The 16,282-nt window shown below is 62.2% G+C and carries 15 protein-coding genes and 1 pseudogene; 9 read left to right on the top strand and 7 right to left on the bottom strand.

Annotated elements, in window-relative coordinates; all coding sequences use genetic code 11:
• Positions 1 to 238: 238 nt before the first annotated feature.
• From VDP82_RS04370 to VDP82_RS04350, 5 genes are all read left to right on the top strand, one after another.
• Complete coding sequence (locus VDP82_RS04370) at positions 239 to 619, top strand: PepSY domain-containing protein (protein ID WP_323013621.1); 381 nt, start codon at positions 239 to 241, stop codon at positions 617 to 619.
• 26 nt (positions 620 to 645) lie between these two features.
• On the top strand, positions 646 to 1,116 hold the full coding sequence (locus VDP82_RS04365) for a DUF2271 domain-containing protein (RefSeq protein WP_323013620.1): 471 nt from the start codon (positions 646 to 648) through the stop codon (positions 1,114 to 1,116).
• 9 nt (positions 1,117 to 1,125) lie between these two features.
• On the top strand, positions 1,126 to 3,333 hold the full coding sequence (locus tag VDP82_RS04360) for a PepSY domain-containing protein (RefSeq protein ID WP_323013619.1): 2,208 nt from the start codon (positions 1,126 to 1,128) through the stop codon (positions 3,331 to 3,333).
• Positions 3,314 to 4,273, top strand: coding sequence for an FAD:protein FMN transferase (locus tag VDP82_RS04355; RefSeq protein ID WP_323013618.1), 960 nt, complete (start codon positions 3,314 to 3,316; stop codon positions 4,271 to 4,273). Before VDP82_RS04360 ends, VDP82_RS04355 begins: the two co-directional genes overlap by 20 nt.
• A 207-nt stretch (positions 4,274 to 4,480) precedes the next feature.
• Positions 4,481 to 4,921 carry a hypothetical protein gene (locus VDP82_RS04350; RefSeq protein ID WP_323013617.1) on the top strand — a complete coding sequence of 147 codons (441 nt, stop codon included), beginning with the start codon at positions 4,481 to 4,483 and terminating at the stop codon, positions 4,919 to 4,921.
• Between the two features lie 41 nt (positions 4,922 to 4,962).
• Here VDP82_RS04350 and VDP82_RS04345 read toward each other — a convergent pair whose 3' ends face one another.
• Entirely contained in the window at positions 4,963 to 5,877 is a 915-nt protein-coding gene (locus tag VDP82_RS04345; protein WP_323013616.1) for a LysR family transcriptional regulator, read from the bottom strand.
• A 107-nt stretch (positions 5,878 to 5,984) separates the two neighbouring features.
• Here VDP82_RS04345 and VDP82_RS04340 point away from each other — a divergent pair, with 107 nt between their 5' ends.
• The gene (locus tag VDP82_RS04340; RefSeq protein ID WP_323013615.1) at positions 5,985 to 6,203 is read left to right on the top strand and encodes a heavy metal-associated domain-containing protein; all 219 of its coding nucleotides are present in this window, start codon (positions 5,985 to 5,987) and stop codon (positions 6,201 to 6,203) included.
• 64 nt (positions 6,204 to 6,267) lie between these two features.
• Positions 6,268 to 8,187: a cation-translocating P-type ATPase gene (locus tag VDP82_RS04335; protein WP_323013614.1), complete on the top strand. Its 1,920-nt coding sequence runs from the start codon at positions 6,268 to 6,270 to the stop codon at positions 8,185 to 8,187.
• A gap of 82 nt (positions 8,188 to 8,269) precedes the next feature.
• Here the strand turns inward: VDP82_RS04335 and VDP82_RS04330 are convergent, their stop codons facing one another.
• From VDP82_RS04330 to VDP82_RS04305, 6 genes are all read right to left on the bottom strand, one after another.
• Complete coding sequence (locus tag VDP82_RS04330; RefSeq protein WP_323013613.1) at positions 8,270 to 8,617, bottom strand: 3'-5' exonuclease; 348 nt, start codon at positions 8,615 to 8,617, stop codon at positions 8,270 to 8,272.
• A 590-nt stretch (positions 8,618 to 9,207) separates the two neighbouring features.
• A complete protein-coding gene (locus VDP82_RS04325; protein WP_323013612.1) occupies positions 9,208 to 9,699 on the bottom strand; it encodes a DUF6790 family protein in 492 nt (163 codons plus the stop codon).
• A 274-nt stretch (positions 9,700 to 9,973) separates the two neighbouring features.
• On the bottom strand, positions 9,974 to 11,233 hold the full coding sequence (locus VDP82_RS04320; RefSeq protein WP_323013611.1) for an MFS transporter: 1,260 nt from the start codon (positions 11,231 to 11,233) through the stop codon (positions 9,974 to 9,976).
• Positions 11,234 to 11,391: 158 nt separating this feature from the next.
• The gene (locus tag VDP82_RS04315; protein WP_323013610.1) at positions 11,392 to 11,862 is read right to left on the bottom strand and encodes a carboxymuconolactone decarboxylase family protein; all 471 of its coding nucleotides are present in this window, start codon (positions 11,860 to 11,862) and stop codon (positions 11,392 to 11,394) included.
• Complete coding sequence (locus VDP82_RS04310) at positions 11,846 to 12,082, bottom strand: hypothetical protein (protein ID WP_323013609.1); 237 nt, start codon at positions 12,080 to 12,082, stop codon at positions 11,846 to 11,848. The genes VDP82_RS04315 and VDP82_RS04310 overlap by 17 nt, the downstream gene beginning before the upstream one ends.
• A gap of 314 nt (positions 12,083 to 12,396) precedes the next feature.
• Positions 12,397 to 13,092, bottom strand: coding sequence for a helix-turn-helix domain-containing protein (locus VDP82_RS04305; RefSeq protein ID WP_323013608.1), 696 nt, complete (start codon positions 13,090 to 13,092; stop codon positions 12,397 to 12,399).
• Positions 13,093 to 13,389: 297 nt separating this feature from the next.
• Between VDP82_RS04305 and VDP82_RS04300 the strand changes: the two genes are divergently transcribed.
• Together VDP82_RS04300 and VDP82_RS04295 are read left to right on the top strand one after the other, a co-directional pair.
• On the top strand, positions 13,390 to 16,077 hold the full coding sequence (locus VDP82_RS04300; RefSeq protein WP_323013607.1) for an MFS transporter: 2,688 nt from the start codon (positions 13,390 to 13,392) through the stop codon (positions 16,075 to 16,077).
• A pseudogene (locus VDP82_RS04295) lies at positions 16,074 to 16,282 on the top strand (hypothetical protein); the annotation flags it as partial. The gene VDP82_RS04300 and the pseudogene VDP82_RS04295, both read left to right, overlap by 4 nt.

Below are 16,282 nucleotides of genomic sequence, written 5' to 3'. Positions count from 1 at the left end.
CGAACTGAACGTCACAGATCAAGGCGGCAATAGCCTGAAGATGACCGTCGATCCGGGAACGCTTGAGGTGATCGACGGCAAGGTCAGGCGGTGGAGCGACGGCACCAAGCCCGAAAAGCGCAGCTGATGGCCGCAAGGGTTCGTTTCGTCACCGAGGCGGACCCATTTTCACACGGGCACTCCCCTTGGCCATAGCCCGGAAAATACCCCCGAGATGATCGCAAAGGACATTCGAGCCATGAAAACACTATTGATTGCCGTTGCCACTCTTACGGTATTGCCCACGGCCTGGGCGTTGGCAGGTGAAGACTGCCATGTGGGACGCGGGACCTGGCAGCCACGCGAGGCGGCGGTGCAGGCGGCAACCGAGCTCGGCTGGCAGGTCGAGAAAATCAAGGCTGATGACGGCTGCTGGGAGGTCAAGGGGCGCGATGCTCAGGGCCGTCGCATCAAGGCCAAACTGGATCCGGCTTCGTTGCAGGTCGTCACGTTGCGCCACGGGGAGCGCCAAGAGGTCCGTGAGCGGGATCGTGGCAATGCAACCACTGTCGCTCCGTCGTCACCTCCTTCCAATCCGCTGTTCCAGAACGGCACCCCGCCCGTAGTGCGGATAAACTGACATATCAGACAGAAGAGAGCAGGAATATGAAATCGATCCTCGCAGCCCTGGCGCTGACCACGGCCTTGGTGGCGCCTGGCCTCGCCATGGCCCGGCCGGTCACCCTCACCACCACCCTGAACAATTACGGCGGCGACGGCGCCTATCTGGTCCTCTACGTCACCGACGCGCAGGGCGCCTATGCCGGAACCCTCTGGATGGCCGGTGGCAAGTCGAAGTACTACGAGCATCTCAGCGATTGGTATCGTGCCGCCGGTGGCAGTCTTGCACAGATCGACGGTATCACCGGTGCCAGTGTCGGCGCAGGCCGGTCACTGGAGATAACCCTCGATCTTGCCGATGCTCTATTCGATGCCGGCTACACGCTGCATGCCGATGCCGCCGTCGAGGATATGCGCGATAGTCCGAACGATATCGCCGTGCCATTGACGACGGCAGGTGTGGGGCAGGCGGTACCTGGCCGCCGCTATATCGCCAGCTTCCGCTTCGACATGTGAGACCACACCATGCTCCGCACGCTACATCGCTGGCCGGGTGTGTTTGCGCTTGCTCTCGTCATGGTCCTTGCGACCAGCGGGGCGGTGCTCTCGGTCTTTCCCGTGGCTGAGCGATTTTCTACACCGCAGGCCGAGGCCGGGCTGACCGTAGCCGATCTCGCAGCACGCATCCAGGCCGTCTATCCGGGGGTGGAGCAGATTCGGCGCGCGCCATCGGGCCGGATCACCGCGTTCTGGTTCGATAACGGTGCGCCCGGCGCGGCGGTAATCGACCCGGCGACCGGCAAGGGCATCGCCAGCGCCGACCCCGATCCGGTCAAACGCTGGTTGACCGACCTTCACCGATCGCTGTTCCTGGGCGACGGCGGTCGTATCGCCATGGCCATTGGCGCCGTGGCGATGCTGACCCTGTCGGTCTCCGGCGCAATGCTGGTCGCGCGGCGCATGGGCGGCTGGCGGCGCTGGTTCGCCCCTTTACGCGGGCCGACGTCGAGCCGCATCCATACCGGAATCGCCCGCGTTGCGGTTGCGGGGCTGGTTCTGTCCTCGACGACCGCACTGTGGATGGTTGCCTCGACCTTCAATCTTCTGCCGGATGGGGCAGCGCTGCCAGCCTTTCCGAGCGAGGCCAGCGGCAGCACCGGGGCCTCGCTTGCGACAATGGAGCCGCTCTCCGTGATTGCAGCCACAGAGTTGCGCGTACTGAGCTTTCCATTTCCGGGTGACGCCACGGACATCTTCACCCTGAAGACGGATCGCGGAACCGGCTATCTCGATCAGGGGACGGGTGAGCTTCTGGCGTGGACCGAGCTGACGATATGGGAACGGATATCTGAAACCATTTACATGCTGCATACCGGCGAGGGCGCCGCAACACTCGGCCTTGCGTTGGGTGTGATGGCACTCGGCGTGCCGGCAATGGGTGTGAGTGGTCTTGTGCTGTGGTTTGCGGGGCGGCGGTCCAGGCCGCGTCTGAGTGGCAATCATTCAGCAAAAGGCGCTGGGACCATTGTGCAGGTGGGTTCGGAGGGAGGCAGCACCTGGAGCTTTGCAGCGACGCTCCAACAGGCGCTGAGCACGGCGGGCCAGCATGTTCATGTCGCGCCCATGTCCGACTTCGCGCTGGCGCGCTATCCGCAGGCCGAACAGTTCGTCATTCTCGCTGCCACCTGGGGCGAGGGACAGGCACCCGCCACTGCGAAGGGGTTCATGGAACGTCTCGCGGCGCTGGAATCCGTCCCTGAGGCCCCGCTTGCGGTGCTTGGTTTTGGCGATCGCAGCTTTCCCGCCTTCTGCGCTTTCGCCGATGATGTCGCGCGGCTGGCTGCTGCCAAAGGTTGGGCACAATTGATTCCCGTCGACACGGTCGATCGCCAGTCGCCGCAGGATTTCGCCCGCTGGGGTCACGCATTGGGGGCGGCGCTGGGAATGGAGCTTGTGCTCGAACATGTGCCAGCCCCGCCGGTAACGGAGCGGCTCATCCTGGTCTCGTGCCGCAATTACGGGATCGATGTGCAGGCACCAACCGCGATCCTGCGCTTTTCCCTGCCCGAAAGGACGCTCCTGCAACGGCTCACAGGTCGAGGAATCGGTGGATTTCAAGCCGGTGATCTCCTTGGCGTCCTGCCCGAAGGTGCGGACCTGCCGCGCTTCTATTCGCTTGCGTCCGGACGGCGCGACGGGTTCATCGAGATCGTGGTGCGCAAGCATCCTGGCGGCCTCTGTTCGGGGCAGCTTCTGGCGCTGGAGCCGGGCCAGGCGATCCGCGCCTTTGTGCGGCACAATCCGGCCTTCCACGCTAAGGGAGGAAAGTCGCCGCTGATCTTGATCGGTGCTGGCACGGGGATCGGCCCGCTTGCCGGGTTCATCCGGGGCAACAGCCGCAAGCGGCCCATCCATCTGGCCTTTGGGATGCGTCACCCCGACAGCGATTTCCTGTATCGCGAGGATCTGGCGGGTTGGCAGGCTGATGGCCGTCTTGCCCGGTTGACCACCGCCATATCGCGGGGGGCGGAGCCGCGTTACGTGCAGGACGCGCTGCGCGCCGAGAGCACCGAGCTAATAGGGCTGATCCAGGACGGCGCACGCATCATGGTCTGTGGCGGGCGCGGCATGGCGGCGGGCGTGGCCGAGGCGCTGACAGACATTCTCGCGCCGGTCGGACTCACCCCGCTCACGTTGAAAGTGGAGGGGCGCTATGCCGAAGACATCTACTGACCCCATCCGCCACGCGCTGAATGGCCCGACCATGGGAACGCGCTGGTCTGCGCTGTTCTATGCCGATGCGGGGCTGGACACCATGCCGGTGCAGGAAGCCTTGCAGATGGCCGTGGCGGAGGTCGACGCCGCGATGTCGACATGGCAGCCCGACAGCGACCTGATGCGCCTGAACCGGGCGCTCGAAAATACCTGGGTGGCGGTTCCTGCAGGGTTGGCCGAGGTCCTTGATCTCGGGATAAGAATCGGCGCCGCATCGGGCGGTGCTTTTGACATCGGCATGGGCGATGCGGTGCGCGCCTGGGGTTTTGGACCGGAGGCGGCCAGCATCGGGTCCATCCGCGCGGCGATGGTCGCCGCGCGCCGACCAATACATGAGGTGCTGGAGATCGACCGCGTCGCCGGGCTGGCCCGGAAACACGCACCGTTCGCGCTCGACCTGAATGGAATCGCCAAGGGGTACGGCGTAGACAAGCTGGCCGGGACGTTGCTGGGTTTTGGCATCACGGCCTTCCTTGTCGGCATAGACGGTGAGATGCGCGCGTCTGGGCTGCGGCCCGATGGCATGCCCTGGACGGTGGCCGTTGAGACGCCTGACCCCGAGCGCCGCACGCCTCATTCCATTTTTTCGCTGGAGAATGCCGCTGTCGCCACATCGGGGGACTATCGGCATTATTTGACCGTGCAGGGTCAGTGCCTGTCACACACGATGGACCCGGCGACGGGCGGCCCGCTCCGCTCGTCGCCGGCGTCGGTTACGGTCGTTGCCCGCACCTGTGCGGAGGCCGACGCCTGGGCGAGTGCACTGATGGTGCTCGGCCCGGAAGCTGGCGGTAAACTTGCTTCGAGCGTCGGTCTCAATGCGCTGTTTCTCATGCGCAAGACTGGCGGCATCCGAACGCATGCCGTTGGGGCGCTGTTCGACAATTCGATGCTGTGAGCAACGTGCCGTGAAGGGTGTTTGCGCCTGAAGTGTGTTCATTCCTGCAATAAGCTTGTGCGGGTTTCGCCAATTTCCGCGCGAAAACGGACAGCATATTCCTGTCTCTAAGCCCGGCGGCATCTGGCAATGGCCGCCGCGGCCGGAACCATATCGCAAATACAGGAGATAATCGTGCGGACTGTAAAACTAGTTACGACCGTTGCCGTGGCTTTCGCCCTGGCGCTGGGAACATCCGGAATTGCCGCTGCGCAATCCCATGGACATGACGGGCATGGCGAGGCAAAGCTCGAAATCACACTGAACGACGGCGCCAAATGGCGGGGTGATCAGAACATGATCACCGGCATGACCGCGATTCACGGTACCATGGTTGCGAACCTGGATGCGATCCATAACGGCACGTTGCGGGTCGATGCTGCGAAGGAAGTCGCTGCCAACATCCAGAAACAGCTCGATTTCATGATCGAGAGCTGTGTGCTCGAACCTGCGGTGGATGAACAGTTCCATACCATCCTTGGCGAGGTGATGAGCGGTGTCTCGGCGTTGGAAGCGGGCGAGGTGGACACTGGTGCAGTGACGATCGTTCAGGCGTTGAACGCCTATGGCGAGTATTTCGAGCATCCGGGTTGGCAGAGTTTCGACTGAGGCTTTTTCGCGGGAACCCGGAAGCATGAACCGGCGGGGCGTTACGCCCCTGCCGGGGCCGTCTTACACGGGCAGCGCCCTTCGAGCAGATCGGAATCAGCTGCCAGAGCTGCGGCCATGAAATCCACGAAGACGCGAATGCGCGCGGTGTGGCGCAGGTCTTCATGGGTCAGCACCCATAGGTCCAGCATGAAATCCTCGGGCAACGAAGCGGCGCGAACCAATGCGGGGTCGCAATCGGCAACCACGCAGGGCAAGGCCGCAAGACCGACCCCCGCTTGTGCCGCGGCATGAGCGGCGATGATCGAGTTCGTTCGGTACACCTGTCGCATCTGCGGCCACCAACGCGCCAGACTGCGGCTGAGCGGACCATGGGCCGCGCCGTAGCCGATCCAGTCGCCATGGTTCGGCTCGCTGAGCCCTCGGGCATTGAGCCCGGGCGCAGCGTAGACAGCGAAGGCCAGCCGCCCGACCCGCCGTCCGATCAGCGTTTCCTGTCCCGGGTTGCCAAGCCGCAACGCGACATCGGCCTCACGACGGGTCAGGTCGAGCACCGTATCCGCAACGACCACCTCGATGTCGATCCCTGGCCATTCCGCTCGGAACGCCGCGATATGTCGCGGCAGGACCCCCACGGCCAGAAGGTCGGTGGCGGTGATGCGGATAACCCCGCTCGGCCGCTGGTCCTGCCCGGTGACCTTCAGTGCCAGTGCAGCCACTTCCTCCTCGATACGGAGCACTGAATCGCGCATTTCCTCACCGGCTGCCGTCAGGGCATAGCCGCCGGGCAACCGGTCGACAAGGCGTACACCCATCCGCTGCTCACAGGCACCAATGCGACGAAAAACGGTCGAATGGGTGACGCCAAGCACCCGCGCGGCACCGGAAAGCGATCCTGCCCGCGCCACGGCCAGAAACAGCCGCAGGTCATCCCAATCCTGTCCCTGTGCATTCATGCAATGGTTCCTTGCTCGGATTGTCAATTCTGATCCTGAAAGGACAGCATATCTTGGTGGTACGAGCAATGACCGCCGTCCGGCGGACCAACAGAAAGGAACCAGACATGACCAGAACCGTCCTGCGCAGTGACGAATTTTCCTGCCCCTCCTGCGTTGCCAAGATCGAAAAGGCGCTGGCGGCAACCCCGGGCGTGATCAGCGCTAAGGTGCATTTCAACACCGGCCGCATCGAGATCGAGCACGATCTTGCATCCGCCCCTGTCGAAATCCTTGTTTCGGCGGTGAAATCCACCGGCTACGAGGCCCGCCCAGCTGCTTTCTGACCCATCTCCTTCTGCCCGGCCGCGCCCAGCCGCGGACCGGGCACTCAACTGTACGAGGCTCCGCATGTTCATCCACATCCTGACTACCCTCCGCCAGCCGGCCGCCCGGCGCAAATGGCTGACGATTATCAGTGGCACACTGATCGTTCTTGGCCTGACCGCGCTTTACGGATTTGATATGCGCGGACTTTGGGCGGCCTCGATGGTGACGGCGGCTGTTGTCGCGGGCTCTGATATTGCATGGCGCGCCGTGCAGGCGCTGCGCATCCGACATTTCTCGATCGAACTGCTGGTGACGGTCGCGGCCATCGGTGCGCTGTTCATTGGCGAATATTGGGAATCCGCCGCCGTCACCTTCCTGTTCAGCTTCGGCGCCTGGTTGGAAGCGCGCACCTTGCGCCAGACGCGCGGCGCACTGGCCGATCTGCTGAAATCCGCGCCCGAAATCGCCACCGTGATCCGCGAAGGCCAGCCAGTCGAGGTCGCCGCCGGCTCTGTTCAGCTGGATGAGATTGTGCTGGTGCGCGCCGGCAACCGTATTCCGGTTGATGGCGAGGTGATAGACGGTAACGCTGCGGTTTCCGAGGCCGCCATCACCGGCGAGCCGATCCCGGCCGAAAAAGCTCCAGGCAGCCACGTTCATGCCGGCACCATCGCGGAAAACGGTGTGCTGCGAATCCGCGCCACCGGGATCGGTGCCGACACCACGCTGGCGCGCATTATTCGCCGTGTTGAAGAAGCCCAGGAGGAACGCGCCCCAAGCCAGCGCGTGATCGAGCGCTTTGCACAATGGTATACGCCCGGCATCATGGTGTTGGCGCTTGGCACCTGGGCAGTAACGCAGGATATTCGCCTGGCGCTGACGCTGCTGGTGGTGGCTTGCCCCGGTGCCCTGGTGATCTCGACGCCCGTTTCCGTGGTTGCCGGTATTGGCCGGGCGGCGCGGTCGGGCATCCTCATCAAGGGCGGGCAACATCTGGAAAGCGCGGGTCGTATCGACATGCTGGCACTGGACAAGACCGGGACGCTGACCGAGGGTCGGCCCAGCCTTGTCGAGGTGCTGCCATTGACGGGCGTAGACCGCAACGAACTGCTGCATTGGGCCGCAATCGCCGAATCCGGCTCGGAACACCCGCTGGGTCGGCCCATCGTCGCCGCCGGCCGTGCAGAGGGCGAGGTTCCCACCCCCGAAGCGGTCGAGGAAGTGGCCGGCATGGGTCTTGTGATCAGCCACGCAGGGCGGCAGATCGCCGCCGGTAACCGGCGGCTGTTCGACAAGCTGAGCATCGGTTTCGGTGACGAGGCCGAGAAGGCGCTGGCTGAGGTCCTGGGGCGCGGGCGCACGCCGATCATCGTCGCGCTGGACGGGCAAATCGCAGGCATCTTCGGACTGTCCGACCAGCCGCGCCCATCTGCCAAAGGTGCCATCGCCCGGCTGCGGAACATCGGGGTCAGCCGTGTCGCCATGCTGACCGGTGACCAACCGCAGGCTGCCCACGCCATCGCCGCCGAAATCGGCATCGAGGAAATCCATGCCGGCCTGATGCCAGAGGACAAGCTGGACCTGATTCGCCGCTTTCAGGCCGAAGGGCGCCATGTCGCCATGATCGGCGACGGCATCAACGACGCCCCGGCTTTGGCCGCCGCCAATACCAGCATCGCCATGGGGGTGGCTGGATCCGACGTTGCGATCGAGACCGCCGATATCGCGTTGATGGCTGACGATCTGGAAAAGTTGCCGGAGGCCATGGCGATTTCCCGCGCGACGTTGCGCAATATGCGCCAGAACCTGGCAATCGCGCTGCTGACCGTGGCCGGGCTGCTGTTTGGCGTGTTCAGCGGCGATGTCCATATGGCCGAGGGCATGCTGATCCATCAGCTTTCGGTGCTGGTGGTGATTGCGAACGCCATGCGCCTTCTGCGCGTCCCACGCGGACCCGGCGGGAGGCGCTCGGCACAGGTGGCCTTGCCCGCAACGGCATAGCTGCTTGCGCCAAATCGGCAAATCCGCTCCCGTGCCCATGGTGCGGGGGCGTTTTCAATAGAGGGTGACATGACCGATAACGTTAGTGTCCGGGAAATCTGCGAGGTCCTGGATTTCTGGTTCCCCGAAGGCCTGGGGCCAGCGATCGATCCGGACCAGCATGCCGCATACTGGAGATGGCGGATGCAGGGCGGCGCTCCGCCCGCGTCACCGCGACGTAGAACTGGTGTTTGTCGGCCTCGACCTCCTCGTGCGTCTGCGCCTTGTAGAAGGGGAAAGAGCCTTCCTTCACACCGACGATCGCGACTGCTGCAAACTCGCGTCTCTTAGCTTCATGGATGGCAATGAGGCGTAGCGCCTTATCTGGACTAACAAACATGCCAAAGTCCTGGATCGAGAGGTTCCCGACGTAGACGTCGTTGCGCTGCATGTCTTCGATAATCTCGGCAACAAAGCTGCTGAAGTCTGCCTTGTGCGCAGGTGGTATCCATCCGCCCCGGACCTTTAAATATTTTGGTACTCGCTGGACATCTCCAATAAGCTGACATTTGTTGGGTGAAGGAGGTAGGCGCATTGGGCGTACACAATGAAGGGTTGGGAGAGTTGCTCCACTGCCCCTCCATACCCCTCTCCAATCCTCCCACCAGATTGGAGGCTAGGGCTTGGCAGGGCGCATCGAAGGTGGCGATGCGCTCGGCTGTGAAATAACGATCGACTATTTTTCGATGGGTTGTGTGCTGGGGTGAATCCATTTCTGCAGGGACCAACACGTGGCTCGAAACCGCATTGCTGAAAGTCTGGTGATTGTCCAGCCCGCCTACCACGTCTTGGTGCCGGAACAGCGACCACCCCAGATAGTCGCTTACGCCACGGGACAACGATGGCGCATGACGTCCTAAGCGTGAAGTTGGTCAGCGAGAACGATCTCTGATCGCGGATCTTAATCCGTGGGTATCTTTTACGAGCCTTCGGTCACAGATATTCACTAATTCACCCTGTGTCAGAAGCGGATTCCCGGCTTCAGGTTGCCGAAGCGGCCTTGCGGGTCGCGTGCCAATATCTGAGGGCCAGCAACCCCAGCAGCAGGGCCGCGATGAGTGCGTCAACGAAGATCATGAAGAAGTTGTTGTGGGCATAATTGGCATTCTGCACAGTATCCAGGAGATGTCCGTAGGCCGCTCCCAGCATGAAAAAGGACCAGCCGAGCCCTGTGGCCAGCCAGAACCGATCCCGGTTCCAGATGCACAGAAGCCCCAGGATGCCCCAGGCGCCATCGTGAAAGCCCACTTCGTACTGGAAGCGGCTGCCCGTCTCCCATCCGATAATCTGAGCAGCATAGTCGGCAAAGAAAACGTGCGGGATAAAACCGAAAAAGAGGCCGACGAAGCCGACATTGAAAACCAGCGAATGCAGCAGGAAGATATCGATGATTTCTGCGCGATCTTTCGACCGCCTGATTGCCAAGTGAATCAGGGCGGCGGCGATGCTCGCCACGACGAAGATGAAACCCATTTCTGCCCCCTCGTATCGTGCAGCACCGACCTTCAGCGCGCACGACTCCAGTGTTTCTCCTAGCAGTTGTGGTTTGAATGCTCTTTGTGCTCGCTCAAAGAACTAGCAGTCGAGCGGGCCGGGGAACAGCGTGGACGAGATAATGATGGCAACTTCCTGCGACGGGCTTGGCCGGCATTTCCGCATCTGGAATTTCTGGCCATCATCGAGCCGAGAAGCCGATGGAAGGCCACATGTTTCACGGTTCCGGCCAGGGTAGGCCAGGGCAGTGGGTTCACCGCTTGCGGTTTTCCGCCCGTCGCCGCAGGATCGCGTCATCCTCTATGCGCGGCAGGAACCAGGTCAGCAGGCCGGCCAGCGGCAGGAAGGCGCAGAGCCGGTAGACGCTTTCGACGCCGATAGTATCGGCCAGCCCGCCCAGCACCGCAGCCGCCACGCCCCCTAAACCGAAATCGAGACCGTAAAAGACCCCGCCGATCAGCCCGACATGCAGGGGCGTCAGTTCCATGGCGTAGATCAGGATCGAGGCAAAGGCGCTCGCAATGATGAGGCTGATCGCCACCGTCAGTATTCCGGTCCAGAAGAAGTCGGCGAAGGGCAGCAGCAGCGCGAAGGGCAGGGGCCCCAGGATCGAAATCCAGATGATGCGATGGCGGCCGACCTTGTCGCCGGCAATGCCGCCGAAAAGCACCCCGACGGCCTGCGCCAGCAGGAAGATGAAAAGCATGATTTGCGAGGTCTGGATCGAGACGCCGAACCGCTCGATCAGATAGAAGGTATAAAAGGAGCGGAAGCTTTCGATATAGGCGGCTTTGGAGAGCATCAGCAGCGACAGCACGGTGAGCCCGACGATGACCGTGCGCCGCGAGCGCGGCCGGATTGTTGCCGCGGCGTCTTGGGCAAGGCTGGCGTCTGCCGCCACCATGTGCTTGCGGATCAAGACATGCTGGCTCGCCGTCCAGCGCATCAGGACGATGGCGAGCAGGGCGGCTATCGTGAACCACGCCAGGCTGCTGCGGCCGAGCGGCACGATGATGAAAGCGGCGAACAGCGGGCCGAGCGAGCCGCCGGCCTGGCCGCCGACCTGGAAAATGCCCTGGGCAAGGCCCTGCTGACCGCCGGAGGCGTGCCGGGCCAGACGGGTCGCCTCGGGGTGGAAAATCGCCGAGCCGAGACCGATGCAGGCGACCGAAACCAGGATGACGCCGTAACTCGGCGCGAAGCCGAGGCTGGCGACCCCGACCAGGGTGAAGCTCATGCCGACGATGGGAAGGTAGGGCATCGGTCGCCGATCCGTGACGTAGCCGACCACCGGCTGCAGCAGGGAGCCGGCGATCTGGAAGGTCAGGGCGATCATACCGATCTGCACGAAATCGAGCGCATAGGCTTCCTTGATGATCGGGTAGATCGCCGGAATGAGTGACTGGATGAGGTCGTTGAGGAGATGCGTCAGGCCGAGAACGATCAGCACCGCCGTATAGGTGAGCGGTTGCGGCGTGGAGGGATGAAACGGGACCGGCGCTGCTTGTTTCATGTCATGGACCGCGGAGTTCGAAAGAGGCTCGCCGGCCTTCGGTGGGCCTCGTCCGGGTGGAACGGGCAGTTGTGGGAATTATTCCTGTGCCGCCCGGTTAAGGAAATGTCGCCGGAAGGGCAGGGGGTGAAGGGAGATGCGCGATCGATCTGATCGCCTTACGTCCCGGCTTTGCTTGACCGAGGCCGATAGGTCCCCGGAGGCGTGCGGAAGGCGACATTGATGCGGTTCCAGCCATTGATGGCAATGATGGCCATGGTCAATTCCACCAGTTCTCCTTCGCTGAACTGCGCCCGCGCCGCTGCGAAAACCTCGTCGGACACGCCGCCTTCACCGAGCCGGGTCACCGTTTCCGTCCACGCCAGCGCGGCGCGCTCGCGCTCCGTATAAAAGGCACATTCGTGCCAGGCGCTGAGGAGGTACAGCCGCTGCTCGGTCTCGCCGGCGGCACGGGCGTCCTTGCTGTGCATGTCCATGCACCAGGCGCAGCCATTGAGCTGGGAGGCCCGGAATTTGACCAGCTCGAGCAGTTCCGGCTCCAGCCCACAGGCGTTGACGTGGGTTTGCAGGCCCAGCAATGCCTGCATTGCCGCGGGGGCGGCCAGGTTCGCATTAAGCCGTGCTTTCATCGAATATATCCTTTCCTCTGGAATAGTTTTTGAGCGTTGGGGTGGTAGAAGGAACTGTCCAACCCTTCGAAATCTGCTGTCGAGCGTAAATCTGCTGCAAGCCGGTGGTAGCAAAAATTCTGGCGGTCATTGTGCCCCACGCATTAAGCAGCAGGATGGGCGGTGCTTGGTACTGCGCCAGCACTGCTCTGACTGCCTTTTCTTGCTTTTGCTCGTCCATACTTTCCGGCTGTCAGGTCGTTCACGGCCGCGGTAGGCGAGCGGCCAACTGGGAGGTTTCAACATGCATCCCGAATATATATTAACGCAATGGAAGGCGTTCTTATGCGCCGAAGGGACGCAGGCTCATCGCATGGGACGACGTCTGAGCCGCTTCTGCAGCAGTTGCGCCACGCTATTGCGGCTTGGCGGGGCGTATTCGTAATCGCCGCCAAACGCTCTATCTGACACTCGTGCAGCAAAAACAAATCAGCTATCAGGGCTTCCAATGGAAAATCTGAATTACGCTTCAATGCCGATTAGTAGGTCGTGGCTCTAGAGGCGCCAGTCAATCAGTTGGTTAGGTTTGGCAAGAGTTTCCAGACCTCGCATATCCGCCAATGCGATACGATCATTATCGACGCTGACGCCATAGGCCTTGAGCGTGTTGAACGCCCGCGACAGGTTCTCGGGCGTCATGTTAAGCAACGAGGCCAGCGTCTTCTTGTCATAAGGCAGGACAAGTTCGCCGGTCGCTCCCTGCGCCTGGTGCAGGCCGATGAGCCGATTGGCCAGTCGCTCGACCGAGCTGCGCAGCTTGAGGTTCTTGTGGTCGCGCACGACGGCGCGGTAACAGCCCGACAATTCGATGGTGATGGCCCGGGCGAAGTCGCCGTCCTTGGCCAGGATATCGCGGATATTGCACGCCGGAACCATGAGCACGCGCGACTTCTCCGCCGTGCGGGCCGACATCAGATGCACCGCGTCCTTGAGCACGGCGGCAAGGATGAAAGTACCGACCGGCTTGATGATCGCCATCGTGGTTTCACGATTTGCGTTGGTGCCCAGCAGATCGACCCGCCCCTCGATGAGGATGAACAGGAAATCTGCCAGCTCGCCTTCGGAGATCAACTGCACCTGGGCAGGAAACGTCTGCATATAGGCAGCGCGCATCAGCTCGTCGAAGCTGGGCTCGCTCATGGTCCGAAATAGCTCCAGCGCCCGAATCTCGGGCAAGTCGTGCTCGCGCATATCATCCTCAACATGATATTTATCAAGTAAACGACAGAAAATTTCATGCTGAGCCAGCGTCGTTGATGGAAACGGTCCAGCAAGTTTTTCGGCTTCTCCTCACAAACATTTCCCCAAGAGCATTGTTTTTCCTCCCAAGGCCTCGTTCTTTGATTTAGATCAAGCCTTCTGGCATTTTCCAGAAGCCTTCTAGCCCTCACAATCATCCGGCAAATGTCTCGTGCCGGTCAATTCCCGGGGGCCCGATTGTTGAACGCGTCGGATGTATCCAAGGGCGAGCAGACCACCGCCCTGACCATGAGCACGGTGGCATTCACCGTCTGCTTCGCCGTATGGACCATCTTTTCCATCATCGGCATTCGCATTCAGCAGGAACTGGGGCTGAGCGACACCCAGCTTGGTTTGCTGGCCGGCACGCCGATCCTGACCGGCTCGCTGTCCCGCGTGTTCCTGGGCATCTGGACCGACCAGATCGGCGGGCGGCTGATGAACGTCATCACCATGCTTCTGGCCGCCATCGCCACCTTCCTGCTCTCCTATGCCACGACCTTCGAAACCATGCTTCTGGCCGGAGCTGGCCTGGGGCTCGCCGGAGGCTCGTTCGCCGTCGGGGTGAGCTATGTGTCCAAGTGGTATGCGCCCGGCAAGCAAGGCACAGCGCTGGGCATTTTCGGCGCCGGCAATGTCGGCTCAGCTGTGACCAAGCTGGCCGCTCCTTTCGTCATGGTGGCGTTCGGCTGGCAAGCGGTGGCGCAGATATGGGCCCTGGTGCTCGCGGTTACCGCAGTCATCTTCTGGTTCATCACCCAGGACGATCCCGAACTACGCGCCCGCCGCGCTGCAGGCCGCAAGGCCGAGACCACTTCCATGCAACTCGAACCGCTCAAGAGCCTGCAGGTGTGGCGGTTCTCGCTCTATTATTTCTTCGTCTTCGGTGCCTTCGTCGCCCTGGCGCTGTGGCTACCCCATTACCTGATCGGCGTTTACGGCCTCGACGTCGCCACCGCCGGCGTACTGGCCGCCGTCTTTTCCATCCCGGCGAGCCTGTTTCGCGCTTATGGCGGCCACCTGTCTGACCGCTACGGCGCGCGGGCGGTGCTTTACGTCACCTTTGGCGTATCGCTGATCTGCACGCTGATGCTGTCCTATCCGCACACCGATTACGTCATCCACGGCATCAACGGGCCAATCGCATTTTCCACGCAGATGGGCCTCGTGCCCTTCCTCGTGCTGATTTTCATCCTCGGCTTCTTCATGTCGCTGGGCAAGGCAGCGGTCTATCGCCATATCCCCACTTATTATCCCAAGAATGTCGGCTCGGTCGGCGGGTTGGTGGGCATGATCGGGGGGCTGGGCGGTTTTATCCTGCCCATCGTCTTCGGGGCGATGAACGACTTGACCAATATCTGGACCAGCAGCTTCATGCTGCTGTTCGCCATCGTCGCCGTGTCGTTCGTGTGGATGCACGTCTCCATCCGCATCATGGAGCGCCGCGCCGGCGCGGCCGATCTCGATGCCCTGCCCGAGCTGCCTGAAATGCTGCCCCTGCACGAAGCGGGGCAGGCTAAGAAGCCGCGCGAGCCGGACAGCCACATCCTCACCGACTGGCGCCCCGAGGACCCCACATTCTGGGACGCCAGGGGCCGAAGAATCGCCAATCGCAATCTATGGATTTCCATCGTCAGCCTGCTGTTGTCCTTCGCCGTGTGGATGGTGTGGTCGATGGTCGTCGCCAAGCTGCCCAGCATCGGTTTTGCCTATACCACCGACCAATTGCTGTGGCTGGCGGCGCTGCCGGGCCTGTCGGGGGCGACGCTGCGCATCTTCTATTCCTTCATGGTGCCGATTTTCGGCGGCCGGCTATGGACGACGCTGACCACCGCCTCGCTGATGCTGCCCGCCTTCGGCATCGGTTATGCCGTGCAGGATCCCAATACCCCGTATCTGATCTTTTTGATCCTGGCGCTGCTATGCGGACTGGGGGGCGGCAATTTCGCCTCGTCCATGTCCAATATCAGCTTCTTCTTCCCCAAGCGGGAAAAGGGCAACGCGCTGGCGCTCAATGGGGGCCTGGGCAATCTGGGTGTCTCGATCATGCAATTCTTGGTGCCGCTGGTCATCACCTTCAGCGTGTTCGGTGCCCTGGGCGGTGACAGCCAGACCACCAACGACGGCGCGCAATTGTTCGTGCAGAACGCCGGCTTCATCTGGGTGCCTTTCATCATGGCCGCCACGCTCCTGGCCTGGTTCGGCATGAACGATGTCGCCGACGCCAAAGCTTCTTTCCGCGATCAAGCCATCATCTTTGGCCGGCGCGACACCTGGCTCATGTGCTGGCTCTATACCGGCACCTTCGGCTCGTTTATCGGGTATTCGGCGGCGTTCCCGCTATTGGCGGCCACTCAGTTCCCGCAGGTCAACTCGCTGCAATTCGTGTTCCTCGGGCCGCTGGTGGGGGCGCTGGCCCGCGCCGGCACCGGCTGGATCGCCGACCGCTGGGGCGGCGGGCGCGTCACCTTCTGGACCTTTATCCTGATGATGGCCGCCGTGCTGGGGGTGATATATTTCATCACCCATAAGGACGCCTCCTTTGCCTTCTGGGGATATTTCGCCTGCTTCATGGTGCTGTTCCTGGCCACGGGCATCGGCAATTCCTCCACCTTCCAGATGATCCCCAACATCACCAGCTCCGTGGTGGCCAGCACCATGCCGGGGCTGAGCGCCGAGGCGCGCCGCCAGCAGGCGGAACGGGAGAGCGCCGCCATGATCGGCTTCACCTCCGCCATCGCCGCCTATGGCGCTTTCTTCATCCCGAAAGCCTATGGCAGCTCGCTCGACCTGACCGGCAGCGCCATGCCGGCGCTGATCGGTTTCCTCATCTTCTACGTCTCCTGCGCTGCCCTCACCTGGTTTGCCTATACGCGCCGGGGCGCGCTGCTTCACGCCATCGAACGGGGCCATTCCCCGCTCACCCAGCCCGCATAACCGCGCATTCGGAAAGGTCTTGCCAAATGTCGCTTCTTCTCGACAGACTGAACTTTCTCACCCCCAAGACGATAGACCGTTTCTCGGGAGGCCATGGCGTCACCACTGGCGAGAACCGCGACTGGGAGAATGCCTATAGACAGCGCTGGCAGCACGACAAGATCGTGCGCTCCACCCATGGCGTGAACTGCACCGGCTCGTGCTC

The sequence above is a fragment of the Devosia sp. genome (assembly GCF_034675085.1).
In the GTDB taxonomy this organism is placed as follows: Bacteria; Pseudomonadota; Alphaproteobacteria; order Rhizobiales; family Devosiaceae; genus Devosia.
This window is presented reverse-complemented; position numbering and strand designations above follow the sequence as displayed.